Genomic DNA, 13246 nt, shown 5'->3' on the forward strand with positions numbered 1-13246 from the left:
CTCAATGGAACGTCTTTTGATCCTCAACCCCGGCTCCACTTCCACCAAGCTGGCCGTCTTTGACGGCGAGGAGCCCCTGTTCGTGGAATCCATCACCCACTCCGCTGAGGAGCTGGCCCCCTTTGACTGCGTGGCCGACCAGTACGAGTTCCGCCGCGACCTGGTGCTGGACTGCCTGAAGCGTCACGACATCGCCCTGGAGTCCCTCACCGCCATCGTCTCCCGCGGCGGCCTGCTCACCCCCATCGAGGCGGGCGCCTACGAGGTCAACGACGACATGGTGTGGCAGCTGAAGAACAAGCCCCAGAATGAGCATGCCTCCAACGTGGGCGCCATGATCGCCCGCTCCATCAGCCTCCAGCTCAACATCCCCGCTTTCATCTATGACGGTGTCACCGTGGATGAGCTGCTGCCCATCAACAAGATCACCGGTCTGCCCATGCTGCGCCGCAAGGGCATGGGCCACAACCTGAATACCCGCGCCGCCGCCATGCGCTACGCCCGGGAAAACAACAAGGATTATAAGGATATCACCGTCATCGTGGCCCACCTGGGCGGCGGCATCTCCGTCAACCTGCACCACAACGGCAAGGTGGAGGACTTCATCAACGACGAGGAGGGCCCCTTCTCCCCCGAGCGCGCCGGCGGCCTGCCCATGTTTGACGTCATCAAGATGTGCTTCTCCGGCGAGTACGACTACAAAAGCATGATGAAGCTGGTGAAGAGCAAGGGCGGCCTGCTGGCCCACCTGGGCACCACCGATAGCCGCGAGGTGGAGAAGATGATCCAGAACGGCGACGAGCACGCCAAGCTGGTCTACGACGCCATGATCCTCAACGTCGCCAAGAATATCGGCAAGGTGGCTCCCGGCGTGTGCGGCAAGGTGGACGCCATCCTGCTCACCGGCGGCATCGCCTATTCCCAGTATGTGACCAGCGAGATCGAAAAGCGGGTCTCCTTCATCGCCCCTGTGGTGGTGTACGCCGGCGAGGACGAGATGCGCTCCCTGGCCCTGGGCGGCCTGCGTGTCCTCCGCGGCGAGGAGAAGGCTAAGACCTTCGTCAAGAACGAGAACCCCGGCTATTGATTCCTCCAGCATCCCCGCTGAGTTGAATAAAACAGCAGACGCCCCGCGGAATGGTTCCGCGGGGCGTCTGCTGTTTATGTGAGAGATGAGGGAGGAAAAAAATCAGATTTCCATGTCCAGCAGATAGGAGGACAGGCCCTTGCCGTGCATGTCCACGGACAGGGAGCGGGTGACGCCGCCGCCCAGAGCGGCATACATCACAAAGTTCAGGGCGTGGATGTTGGGCAGCTCATAGCGGACCACTTCGCCCTTGACCATACCTTTAAAATGCTCCTTCACCCGCTCGGGGCTGACCTTCTCTTTGAGCATCTCATAATCCTTCGGATCGTAGGCGATGAGGGAGATATTGGAGATGTTGCCCTTGTCGCCGGTACGGGAATGTGCAATATCCCAGAGTTTCATAGCATAACGCTTCCTTTCTGTAAAAATCAGACCTCGAACAGCTCGGCCTGGGGCTTGACGTCGTAGCGGCTCACCAGAATGGAAGCCACAGAGACGATGTCACGGGTGCGCTTCACAGCGCCGCAGCCGCCGGCGGGTCCGTTGGTGTACAGGGCCTCCACCTCATTGCCGATGATGTCGGCCTCAGCCTTGGTCTTAGCGCGGCCGGCCACCCGGACCCGCACCTCGCTGGGCTCTTCGTTATACTTGGAATCGGGATTCCAATACAGGCTGTTGCAGCCGATGAGATCGAACTTCAGCTCCTCGAACACGTTGGGAGCCACCAGCTCCAGCCGCTCCTTAATGATATCCAGGGCCAGCTTGCCGCGAGCCACGCAACCGGGGCCGCCGTAGCTGATCTCGCCGTCGCCGATGTAACAGTCCCGGTAGCCGATGGAGCACTTGAAGGTCTCGGTACGGGGCTTGCCGGTGATGCCCTCCACCTTCACCATGTCCTTGCCGATCTCGGTGAACTTGATCTGCTTGCAGTCGGCCACCACGTCGGGAGTCAGATAGTTCTCAGGATCGTGGATCTCGTAGCAGATCTGCTCGGAGCAGGTCTCCACGGTGACCATACCGCCGGCCTCAGGCACCTTGGTCACAAAGAAGGAACCGTCCTCGGACACCTCGATGATGGGGAAGCCCAGGTGGCCCACGCCGGGCACATCCTTCTTGCCGGGCTCGGCGAAGTAGCCGCCGGTGACCTGGCCGCCGCACTCCAGCAGGTGGCCCATGATGGTGCCCTTGCCCAGCTTGTCCCAGTCCTCCAGGGACCAGCCGAACTCATGGATCATGGGAGCCATGAAGATAGCTGGGTCTGCCACACGGCCGGTGATGACCACGTCGGCGCCCATATCCAGGGCCTTCAGGATACCCTCCACGCCCATGTAGGCGTTGGCGGAGACGATCTCGCCACCCAGCTCCTTCAAAGGCTTGTGGTTCTCCCACACCTCGGTATCCATGTACTTGTCAATGACGGGCAGCAGGTCGTCGCCGGTAACGCAGGCGATCTTCATACCCTTCAGGCCGTGCTTACGGGCGATCTCCACGCACTTCTGGGCGGCAGCCTGGGGGTTGGCGGAGCCCATGTTGGTGATGAGCTTCACCTTGTGCTCCCAGCACAGAGGGAGGGCCTTCTCCATGCGGTGCTCCAGCAGGCCGTTATAGCCCTTGGTGGGGTCCTTCAGTTTGGCCTGCTGGCCAATGGCGATGGTACGCTCGGCCAGGCACTCATAGCTGATATAGTCCAGGTTGCCCTTCTCGATGAGCTCCAGAGAGGGCTCCAGGCGATCGCCGGCGTAACCGGCGCCGCTGCCAATGCGGATGGTTTTCATGGCATAGCTTCCTTTCCAGTGAGTTTAATAGGGGGACCGGCGGCCCCGGTGGCCCGGAGCCGCCGGAACAGTACGTACAATCAGATCGCGATTCCGCCGGTAATGACAGCCACCACCACCATGACCAGAGAAACCAGCCAGGCCAGGGGGATGGTCTTCTTCTGATGCTCGCCGAAGTCCACACCGGCCAGACCCACCAGCAGGAAGGTAGAAGCGGTGAGGGGGGAGATGGGGAAGCCAACGGTCATCTGACCCAGGATGGCCGCCCGGCCCACATCCAGGCCGGTCACGCCGAAGCCCTGAGCGGTCTCCGCCAGGACGGGCAGCACGCCATAGTAGAAGGAGTCGGGGTCAAAGAGCAGAGACGCGGGCATACCGATGATACCCACGATGAGGGGGAAGAACTTGCCCAGAGAGTTGGGGATGATGGCCACCAGGGCGTTGGACATCTCGGTGATCATGCCGGTGCCCTGCATGATGCCGGTAAAGCAGCCGGCGGCAAAGAGCACGGAGCACATCATCAGGGCTTCCTTGGCGTGGGCATCCACACGGGCCTTGGAGTCCTTCACCTTGGGGTAGTTGATGACGGTAGCCAGCACATAGAACACCATGAAGACCACCGCGGGAGCAAAGCCGGAGAACAGCAGAGAAGCAATGGCAGCAATGATGAGGATGATGTTGACCCAGAACAGGTGGGGCCGCAGCAGAGCCTTCTGCTCGTCGGTCAGCTCCTGCTCGGTGTGGCCCACGGCCTGGAGAGCCACGGTGCCGATGCGCTTCTTCTCGCCAGCGCCCAGGAAGGCGGCAATGACCAGCACGCACACCAGGCCCACAATGACGGCGGGCAGGACGGGCATAAAGAAGGCCACGGCGTTATCGCCCATGCCCAGAGCGGTAGCGGCACGGATGGTGGGGCCGCCCCAGGGCAGAATGTTCATGGTACCAGCGGACAGAGCCACGATGGTAGCCAGCGTGGTGCGGCGCATACCCAGCGCGTCATACAGGGGCAGCAGAGCGGGCACGCAGATCAGGAAGGTGACGGCGCCGGAGCCATCCAGATGGACGATGGCAGCCAGGATGGCGGTGCCGATGCCGATCTTGATGGGATCGGTGCCCACCAGGTTCAGGATGCCCTTGATGATGGGACGGAAGGTGCCGGCGTCGGTCAGGATACCGAAGAACAGGATGGAGAAAATGAACATGACGCCGGTGGCGGCCACGGAGCCAATGCCTTTGGCGCCGGTGATCATACCACCCAGGGACTTAAAGTTGGCTACAAAGTCAACCACGCCCTGCGCGCCCTCCGGGGCGCCCTCGGGTACGACCGCGATAAAGAAACAAGAAATAATACCGGTGACCACAGGAACCACAATCAGGGCCACCAGGGGGGACGCCTTCTTCGTCATGATCAGGACCAGCATGATCACGACCGTCAGGAACCCCAGAATTGCTAAGGGTAACATAAACAATACCTCCTCTTATCTTTCCGGCAGCCCCTCTTCTTGCTGCCGTCGCCCTGAATAAGAGCAAGGTCCGTGCCAAATTCGCCACAGTTCCCCAAAATCGCCCCAATTCCTTGGGACAACCCGCTTTTTCACCAAGATGTCGGTGTATCCATCCTCACACGAATTCTAATATCTTAGAAATCGTTAAATAAATCACATAGTTTCGCGGGCCAGAACCGGCATGGCATCAGTACATTCTAGATTTCTGGAATTGTTTTCTAAAAAACTGGAATCTTTTCTAAACTAGCCATTCAGTTTGTTGTATAAACTGGCCAGGGATATGCCCAGCTGGGCGGCGGTGCGCTTCTTTCCCTCCAGAGAGGAGCCGTTCTTCTCCAGCATGTTGAGGATGACCCGCTTCTCGAAGGCGCGGGTGCGCTGGGCCAACGTGAGTCCCACATCCTCCCGCTGATGGACCAGGTCGCTGGGCAGGGCCTCCCGGTTGATGACGCCGGAGGGCGTCAGGTAGGCGGAAAACTCCAGCACATTGCGCAGCTCCCGCACGTTGCCCGGCCAGTCGTGGGACTGCAGGCAGGTCACCGCATCCTCCGTCAGGGTGAAGGGGCGGCGCAGTTTATGAGAAAAGTCCTCCAGAATCGCCTGAGCCAGAGCGGGGATGTCGCCCGGCCGCTCCCGCAGAGGCGGAATATGCAGGGGGAAGGTACTCAGCCGGTAATAGAGATCCTTGCGGAACTTGCCCTCGGCCACATACTCCGGCAGATTGGCGTTGCAGGCGGCAATGACCCGCACGTCCACCGCCACCTCCTTGATGCCGCCCACCGGGCGGATGGTATGCTCCTGGAGGGCGCGCAGCAGCTTGGCCTGGAGGCCCACATCCATCTCGGAAATCTCGTCCAGGAAGAGAGTACCGCCTGCCGCCGCCTCAAAGAGGCCCACCTTGCCGCCCCGCTTGGCACCGGTGAAAGCACCCTCGGCATAGCCGAAAAGCTCCGACTCCAGCATGTTGGCGTTGAAGTTGGAGCAGTTGATGGCTACAAAGACTCCGTCGTGCCGGGGGCTGGCATTGTGGATGGCCTGGGCGTACAGCTCCTTGCCGGTGCCGCTCTCGCTCTCCAGCAGAACCGTGGCATCAGTGACGGCGATGCGCTGGGCCAGGTCCTTCACCCGCACCACCGCAGGGGTCACCGCCACGATGTCGTCAAAGGTATAGCGGGCACCGTTGGCTTTATTGATGCTGCGCAGCACCTGACGGCTGCGAGCCTCCACCGCCTCCAGCTCCTCTCGGGTCTGATAGGCATCTTCCAGGAAGGTGACCACCGACAGGCCACCCACCAGCCGGTCGCCCTCACGGATGGGATAGAGATTGACAAAATAGAAGTCCTTGATCTCCTGTCGGGTGATGTGGAGGATGGGCTCCCCCTTCTCCAGTACCTCGGGCAGACGGGCGCCGGGGCGCAGCGACCGCAGGTACTTTCCCTCCACAGACTCCAAAGGCTCCCCCAGCTCCTTGCGCAAAAACTCCAGATAGGCGCGGTTGCAGAATACCAGCCTCCCCTCGGTATCAATGATGGTGATACCCTCCCGCATGGCGTCAAAGGCGGCTCTGGCGTCGGCATTCAGCTCCATGTGGCACTCCCTCCTTTTTCATGTTGATTATACTCTGTCTGTCAATCCTTCCAATACAAAGTAAAAAGGCCTTCCGCCGGAAATATCATCCGGCGGAAGGCCCGCGTCTCTCTTTTGTTTTGTCCGGGATGTGCTCAGCCCCGATAGCGTCGGTAGCCTCTGCCCCGGCGTCCGCCGTAGCGGCGGCCCCGGCGGAGCACCAGCTGGTACACCAGGAATACCACCAGGGCGATTACCAGCAGTACCACCACCAGAGCGATACCGCCGATCAGATTCAGCCCCTTCAGCAGGCTCACCGGATTCCAGGAGGCATCCTCCACCTTGCGGCCCTCCGGCGAGGCGTAACACTCATCCACCGTACCCATGGACTGCAGGTAGGTGGCCAGAGCGTACCACTCCTTCAGCTCGGAGCCGTTGGAGTTGTAAATGATCTGGTCCTCAAAGTTGGTGACCTCGTTGCCCTGGGCATCCTTGGGGGTTATGGTCAGGATGCCGAAGGACTGGTCGTTGACGGTGCCCAGCATCTGGCCGGTGTACAGTCCGGTGACCACCCGGTAGAGCTTGTCGTCCTCCAGAGGCACCGTAGTGCCGTCAGGCAGCACCTGGGCACAGTCGTTCACCCGGTTCAGAATCATCCGGTGGGGATTCCAGGTCCAGGTCATGCCCGAGGCGTAGATCTGGGCGGCGGGCATCAGACTGGTCACCGATGCATCCACCTCAAAGGCGTCCTTCAGTTCACGGCCGGTGATCCACACCGAGATCAGCGGGTAGCCCGGGGAGCCGTCCGCGCCAGACCCCAGGGAGGACACATTGAACACGTCCGATGTGGTGATATCCCCGGCGGAGAAGGATTCCCGGATCACGCCCGCCGCCACCACGGCAAAATCCACCGGTACGTAGTCCTCCCCCTCCGCCTTCTGTACAGCGTAAATGTAGGAGTCGGCGATCAGGTTGCCCAGGGTGTCCTCCCGGTGCTCCTTGCCGAACTGGGAGATGGGGGTGAAGTCAAAGTCCGACCGGGCCAGCACCTGGTCAAAGGTCAGGCCGAACTCCGAGAGGTACTCCTTCTCCACCATGGGCTGGAAGGACTGGGCCAGCCGCTCCAGCTTTGTATTCTCCTTCACCGTCTCGTCCACCGGCACCAGCCGGTAATTGTAGTCGGTGACCGCACCGGCATCGTCCAGCTTCAGCTCCAGCACACCAAGATTGGTGGTGTACTCTCCGCAGGAGACAATGAGGGTACCGTTGACCTCAATGGGCTGCTCCAGGGTGGAGTGGGTGTGGCCCGAGATGATGACGTCGATGCCGTCCACCGCCTTGGCCAACTCATAGTCCTCTCCCTTGCCGCCGTCCGTGCCGGTGTGGGAGAGACACACAATTAGAGAGGGACCCTCCAGCTCGGCCAGCTCCTCCTCCAGGGCCGCCACTTCCCGCCGGGCAGCATCGGCCACCGGCTCAAACTCCATGCCCGACATGGGGGCACAAGCATCGGCGTCCTCTCCCATCAGGCCGAAGATGCCGTAGTTGACGCCACCACGGGTGATGATCAGGTGGTTCTCCACCCCGTAGTCCTCCATGGCCTGCTTTAGTTCCTGGCTCCCAGTCCCATCCAGCACAGTGCCGTTGGACTGTACGATGGCAGGCACCGGGCTGCCGCTGGAGGCCGCTGTCTCCAGCATCTGGGCCAGGCCGGAGGCCCGGTAGTCAAACTCATGGTTGCCCAGGGTGGTTACGTCGTAGCCCATGGCACCCAGTGCCTTCAGCTCCGGGGCCTGGGTAGCATAGATGGTCTGGAACAGGGTACCCATGGAGAAGTCGCCCCCGTCCACCGTAATGGCGTCGGGGTACTTCACCCGCTCCCGCTCCAGCAGGGTAGCCAACCGGGTGTAGCCGCCGTACTCTCCCCCGTCCTCCGAGGGGGCCGGGTAGAAATGGTCGTGGGTATCGTGGGTAAACAGGATCACCGCGTCATGACTGCTCTCCGCCGCTCCCCAGGCCGGGCAGGCCAGGACCAGCAGCGCAAGGGCAAGAATGGTCAAAATAAGCCGTTTCAGGCACAGACGCACCATAATTCTCCCTCCTTATCCCCCATTCTGCCATAATTTCATCCAAAAGAAAAGCATAAAATAAGCCGTATTTTTTCTTCTACTTTGTACTTGACATTGCCTATCCCCTCTGATATACTATTGTGGCACAATAAAGCAGGAAGGTACCCCCGTCCTCACCTCCAGCACTCAGCAAAGAGGTCAACATGGTCAGCGGCGCGTCGTGTGTGCGGCGTGGCTGTTCTGTTGTGGCGCGGGTACCGGAATGGTAACCGCGTTTTTTGTATGCACAGTGAATTGGAGGTGCTTTCGTATCAGCAAACAGGGTCATCAGATCAACGAAGAGATCCGCGACAAGGAAGTCCGACTCGTCTCCGACAGCGGCGAGCAGCTGGGTATCATGTCCGCCCGTGAGGCGCTGGAGCGCGCCATCGAGCAGAACCTGGACCTGGTGAAGATCTCTCCTAACGCCGTGCCCCCCGTGTGCAAGCTCATGGACTATGGCAAGTACAAGTTCGAGCAGACCAAGCGGGAAAAAGAGGCCCGGAAGAATCAGCACGTCGTGGAGATCAAGGAAGTCCGTATGTCGCCGGGCATCGACGTGAACGATTTTAACGTCAAGCTCCGCAACGCTCAGAAGTTCCTGAGCCAGGGCAATCGGGTGAAGGTCACCGTCCGCTTCCGCGGCCGCGAAATGGCCCACACCGATATCGGCAAGGGCCTGCTGCTCAAGTTTGCGGAACAGTGCAGCGAGGTGGCCGCGTTGGATAAGGACCCCAAGCTGGACGGACGGCATATGTCCATGTTCCTCTCTCCCAAGGTTGCCAAGGACGGCAAGAAATCCTGAGCAATCCCCTGAAATCCAAAGACAAAGGAGTTAACCACCATGCCTAAACTGAAAACTCACTCCGGCGCGAAGAAGAGATTCAGCCTGACCAAGTCCGGCAAGGTCAAGCGCGCCCATGCGTTCAAGTCTCACCTGCTCAACGGCCACGGCAAGGACACCAAGCGTAAGAGAGGCCTCCGCGCCGGCGCTTATGCGGACAAGACCAACGAGCCCGCCATCAAGCGCATGATCCCCTACAAATAAGATATTTTACTTTACCTTAACATAGGAGGCTTTTTACAATGGCTAGAGTTAAAGGCGCGATGATGACGCGCAAGAGAAGAAATAAGATCCTCAAGCTGGCCAAGGGCTACTGGGGCGCCAAGAGCAAGCACTTCAAGATGGCCAACGAGCAGGTCATGAAGTCCCTGACCTACGCCTACACCGGCCGCCGGCTGAAGAAGCGTGACTTCCGCTCCCTGTGGATCACCCGTATCTCCGCCGCCTGCAAGCTGAACGGCATGAACTACTCCACCTTCATGAACGGCCTGAAGAAGGCTGGCGTGGAGATCAACCGCAAGATGCTGGCCGAGCTGGCTGTCAACGACAAGGCCGCTTTCACCGCTCTGACCGAGATGGCCAAGGCTCAGCTGGCCTGAGTTTGAAGCAAAAAATTCCTGTGTTCCTTTTCAGAACACAGGAATTTTTTTATGCTCTTGACAGCGTTTGTCTAATGGGATAGACTGTAGTCAGGAAGTCTATCCTATTAGACAAAGGAGGTTCCCATGGAAACGCCCAAAATTTTTGAGAGTGAATACCGGTTCTGTCTCATTCTCTGGGAACACGACCCGGTAACAACCACAGAGCTGGTAAAGCTGTGTCAGGCCCAGCTGGGCTGGAAGCGCACCACCACCTACACTGTCATCAAGCGATTGGGGGAACGGGGTGTCCTGAAAAATCAGGACGGCCTGGTGACCGCTTTGATCTCCAAGGAGGAGGCCCAGGTATCTGAGATCGACGAGCTGATGGAGAAGAAGTTCCAGGGCTCCCTGCCCGCCTTTCTGGCTGCCTTTGCCCGCAGACAGTCCCTGACCGAGAAAGAGATCGAGGAAATCCGGCGCATCATCGAAAAGTAAGGAGGTCCCGCCATGGAAGAGCTGTTCCTGACCCTGGTCAACCTCAGCCTCACCGCAAGCTGGCTGGTGCTGGCAATACTGGCGCTGAGGCTGCTCCTGAGAAGGGCCCCCAGGTGGAGCTTCTGTCTGCTCTGGGGGCTGGTGGCCCTTCGGCTGATGTTCCCCTTTTCCTTGGAAAGCCCTTTCAGCCTGATTCCCAGCGCCCAGCCCCTACCGCAGGATATCCTCTATACCGCCGCGCCCCAGATCCAAAGCGGCATTCCAGCCGTCAACAGCATCGTCAACCCCATCCTCCAAGAGACCCTGTCTCCGGCGGTGGAAGCCAGCGTCAATCCCACCCAGGTCTTATCCTTCCTCTTTTCCCGGATCTGGCTGGTTGGAATGGCGTTTCTGCTGCTTTACGCTCTGGTCAGCACCCTGCTGCTGAAGCGGCGCCTGTCCACCGCCACCCTGCTGGAGGACAATATCAGGCAGAGCGAATGTGTTGGCTCCCCTTTTGTACTGGGACTGTTCCGCCCGGTCATCTATCTGCCCTACCACATTCCGGACCAGGACCTGGCATATGTGCTGGCACATGAGCGCTCCCACATCCGCCGTTTGGACCACTGGTGGAAGTTGCTTGGCTTTGTACTGCTTGCAATCTACTGGTTCAATCCCCTGATGTGGGTGGCCTATCTGCTGTTCTGCCGGGATATGGAGGGTGCCTGTGACGAGAAGGTCATCCGGACCCTAAACCTGGAAGAACGGCGGGGTTACTCCACCGCCCTTCTGAATTGCAGCATCCGCCGCCGGCCTGTGGCTCCCTGTCCTCTGGCATTCGGAGAGTCGGGGGTAAAGAACCGGGTGAAGTCGGTAATGGGCTACAAAAAGCCCGCCTTCTGGATGGTAATCATCGCCCTCGCCGCCTGTATCATCGCCGCCCTGTGTTTTCTGACTAACCCCAAATCCCACCAGCCCTCTCTTGCCGGACTCTACCGCTATGAGGGCGACGGGTTCGGCGGTGATTTTACCATCACCCTCCAGGCGGACGGCTCCTTCACCTACTATGAAGGTGGCCTGAGCAGCTATATCGGGGATGGCAAGTGGTCCGTATCCGGCGATATCCTCACCCTGGAGGATGAGAGCGGCGCCGCTATTGTCAACCGTTTCCGCATGGAGGGGGACGAACTGATCTTCCAGGCGAAAGATTCCACCAATTTTATCTATGTAAAGGTGGCTGACGGGTCGGTCTTCTCCAAAAACAACGAAGTCAACAACCCTTTCCCCTCCACTCTATCCGCAGAAGTTCATGGCACCACAATTTCCTATGGCTCAAAAACCTATAATCTATCCCAACGAAACAACTCCATCAATGCAATCACCAATCAATATCAAATTGGAAACTATCTAATTTTTGAAGGGCATACCGGGCCCAAAAACGGTGTATACTTCATTTTCAATATAGTCACCCAAACCTTTGAACCGGATCTCCAGGGGGCAAACCTAACCTGGTATGGAAATGACATACGCAGCGTTGTCTATTCCTTTTGGTCCGATGTATACGCCTATGACGGCACGTTGTTGGCATCCTTCCCACTGAACGAAGGAGACTATATCAATGGCCTGCTCTACCTCAATGATCCTACACAGATAGAGGTCCAGATTATGACTGCCTCCGGTGATTCCTACACGGAATTGATCCAGCTGACAAATGCACAATAAAAAAGGATGGTATGTGAATCCAATCACATACCATCCTTTTTTATGTCAAGGTCTGTACCCGTGTACATAGTTTCTCCATCAGGGCGCTGTTGTGGCTGACGATGACCAGTCCCAGGTTGCGCTTCTCTGCCTGGTCCAGCAGGAAGGTCCAGATCTGGGCCTGGGTGACCAGGTCCAGCATGGCGCTGACCTCGTCGCACAGCAGGTAGCGCACCCCCGGCCGCAGGGCACGGGCAATGCAGAACCGCTGGAGCTCGCCGCCGGACAGCTCAGTGGGATACCGCTCCAGCCAGGCGGGCTGGATGTGGAGGGCCTCCAGCAGCCCCTCCTCCACCGGTCCACCCTCCTTCAGGGTGTCCCCCAGCTTCATCAGCGGGTCCACCGCCGTCTCCGGGTGCTGCCAGATCATCTGCACCGGGCAGATGCCCCGGTATTCCTTCAACGGCTTGCCGTCCACCAGCACCTCTCCCCGGTCAGGCCGCTCGTAGCCCGCCAGAAGCTTGCACAGCGTTGTTTTGCCCCGTCCGCTGGGACCGGCCAAACCCAGCCGCTCCCCCGGCTCCAGCTTCAGGTCGATGTGGTCCAGCACCGGCGCTTTTCCCTTCCGGCGGTAGCCAAAGGTCAGTTGTTTTGCCTCCAGACTCATGCCTATTCCCCTCCTTCCGGATCCAGGCAGTGCACCAGGCCGCCGTCCCATTCCCGATAGGGCACGGGACCCAGGCATTCAGGCTGCTGTTTGGGGCAGCGGGGCGCAAAGGGGCACCCCTCCCCCACCTCGCCGGGCCCGGGCTGGGCCCCGGGGATGGGTACAAAGCCGTTCTGGGGCAGGGCGTTCCACAGAGCCCTGGTATAGGGATGGCGCAGCTTGCCCGCCGTAAAATCGGCGGCGTTGGCCTCCTCCACCGTCTCACCGGCGTAGAACACTGCCACCCGGTCGGCGATGGTGAGGGCCAGCTCCAGATCGTGGGTAATGAGGAGTACTCCCGCGCCACTGTCGGCCATCTCCCGAAAGTGGCCCAGCACCCGCTTGGCGGAGCGGGCATCCAGACCGGGAGTAGGCTCGTCGGCAATGACCAGCTTGGGAGTCTCAGCCGCGGCGGTAGCGATGAGCACCCGGCGGGCCATGCCGCCGGACAGCTCAAAGGGGTAGCGCTCCTCGGTGTCCGCCCCCAGGCCGTACCGCTCCAGCACCGCCCGGCTGGCCTGCCGGGCACTCTGGTCCCAGCGGCCCTTTCGGATCTGAGGCCCCACCTTCATCAGCGGGTCCAGATAGGTCACACCCTGGGGCACTAAGACGATCTCCTTGCCCCGCACCTTTTCCGCCCGCTTGGGGGTGAGGGGCTGACCCAGGAAGGTGATCTCCCCGGCCATATGGCTGTTATAGGGTAGGATACCCAGGATGCCGTGGGCCAGCAGGCTCTTGCCCGAGCCGCTGGAGCCCACCACCGCCACCACCTGGCCGGGCGCAATGGTGAGGGATAAATCCCGAATCACGGGCAGCAGCACCTGCTTGGTACCCCGTCCATACTGGGTAAAGGAGATGGACAGGTCCTTGACTTCCAAAATCGGTTCCAACTCCATCCC

13 protein-coding genes are annotated in these 13246 nt (G+C 59.8%); 6 read left to right on the plus strand and 7 right to left on the minus strand.

Annotation, left to right across the window (positions count from 1 at the left end):
* Positions 1-4 precede the first annotated feature (4 nt).
* A complete protein-coding gene (buk, locus tag J9789_RS11150; RefSeq protein ID WP_209345367.1) occupies positions 5-1087 on the plus strand; it encodes a butyrate kinase in 1083 nt (360 codons plus the stop codon).
* Positions 1088-1189: 102 nt separating this feature from the next.
* On the opposite strand, the gene J9789_RS11155 is transcribed toward buk, so the two are convergent.
* The 5 genes from J9789_RS11155 to J9789_RS11175 form a co-directional block, all read right to left on the minus strand.
* Positions 1190-1489 (minus strand): hypothetical protein, encoded by a 300-nt coding sequence (locus J9789_RS11155; protein WP_209345369.1) that lies wholly within the window; start codon positions 1487-1489, stop codon positions 1190-1192.
* A 26-nt stretch (positions 1490-1515) separates the two neighbouring features.
* Positions 1516-2862 (minus strand): acyclic terpene utilization AtuA family protein, encoded by a 1347-nt coding sequence (locus tag J9789_RS11160; RefSeq protein WP_209345371.1) that lies wholly within the window; start codon positions 2860-2862, stop codon positions 1516-1518.
* Between the two features lie 80 nt (positions 2863-2942).
* On the minus strand, positions 2943-4325 hold the full coding sequence (locus J9789_RS11165) for a citrate:proton symporter (RefSeq protein ID WP_209345373.1): 1383 nt from the start codon (positions 4323-4325) through the stop codon (positions 2943-2945).
* Between the two features lie 285 nt (positions 4326-4610).
* Positions 4611-5954, minus strand: coding sequence for a sigma 54-interacting transcriptional regulator (locus J9789_RS11170; protein WP_209345375.1), 1344 nt, complete (start codon positions 5952-5954; stop codon positions 4611-4613).
* Between the two features lie 134 nt (positions 5955-6088).
* The gene (locus tag J9789_RS11175; RefSeq protein ID WP_209345377.1) at positions 6089-8023 is read right to left on the minus strand and encodes a bifunctional UDP-sugar hydrolase/5'-nucleotidase; all 1935 of its coding nucleotides are present in this window, start codon (positions 8021-8023) and stop codon (positions 6089-6091) included.
* Between the two features lie 241 nt (positions 8024-8264).
* Here J9789_RS11175 and infC point away from each other — a divergent pair, with 241 nt between their 5' ends.
* The 5 genes from infC (at position 8265) to J9789_RS11200 (ending at position 11662) form a co-directional block, all read left to right on the plus strand.
* Entirely contained in the window at positions 8265-8846 is a 582-nt protein-coding gene (infC, locus tag J9789_RS11180) for a translation initiation factor IF-3 (protein ID WP_209345379.1), read from the plus strand.
* 39 nt (positions 8847-8885) lie between these two features.
* Positions 8886-9089 (plus strand): 50S ribosomal protein L35, encoded by a 204-nt coding sequence (rpmI, locus tag J9789_RS11185; protein WP_087188806.1) that lies wholly within the window; start codon positions 8886-8888, stop codon positions 9087-9089.
* A gap of 38 nt (positions 9090-9127) precedes the next feature.
* Positions 9128-9484: a 50S ribosomal protein L20 gene (gene rplT, locus J9789_RS11190; RefSeq protein ID WP_087338537.1), complete on the plus strand. Its 357-nt coding sequence runs from the start codon at positions 9128-9130 to the stop codon at positions 9482-9484.
* A 126-nt stretch (positions 9485-9610) separates the two neighbouring features.
* Positions 9611-9961 (plus strand): BlaI/MecI/CopY family transcriptional regulator, encoded by a 351-nt coding sequence (locus tag J9789_RS11195; RefSeq protein WP_209345381.1) that lies wholly within the window; start codon positions 9611-9613, stop codon positions 9959-9961.
* A gap of 12 nt (positions 9962-9973) precedes the next feature.
* Entirely contained in the window at positions 9974-11662 is a 1689-nt protein-coding gene (locus J9789_RS11200) for a M56 family metallopeptidase (RefSeq protein ID WP_209345383.1), read from the plus strand.
* Positions 11663-11702: 40 nt separating this feature from the next.
* Here J9789_RS11200 and J9789_RS11205 read toward each other — a convergent pair whose 3' ends face one another.
* Positions 11703-12308, minus strand: coding sequence for an ATP-binding cassette domain-containing protein (locus J9789_RS11205; protein WP_209345385.1), 606 nt, complete (start codon positions 12306-12308; stop codon positions 11703-11705).
* A gap of 2 nt (positions 12309-12310) precedes the next feature.
* Entirely contained in the window at positions 12311-13243 is a 933-nt protein-coding gene (locus tag J9789_RS11210) for an ABC transporter ATP-binding protein (protein ID WP_209345387.1), read from the minus strand.
* Positions 13244-13246 lie beyond the last annotated feature (3 nt).

The organism is Flavonifractor sp. AGMB03687 (assembly GCF_017811815.1).
Lineage (GTDB): Bacteria > Bacillota > Clostridia > Oscillospirales > Oscillospiraceae > Flavonifractor.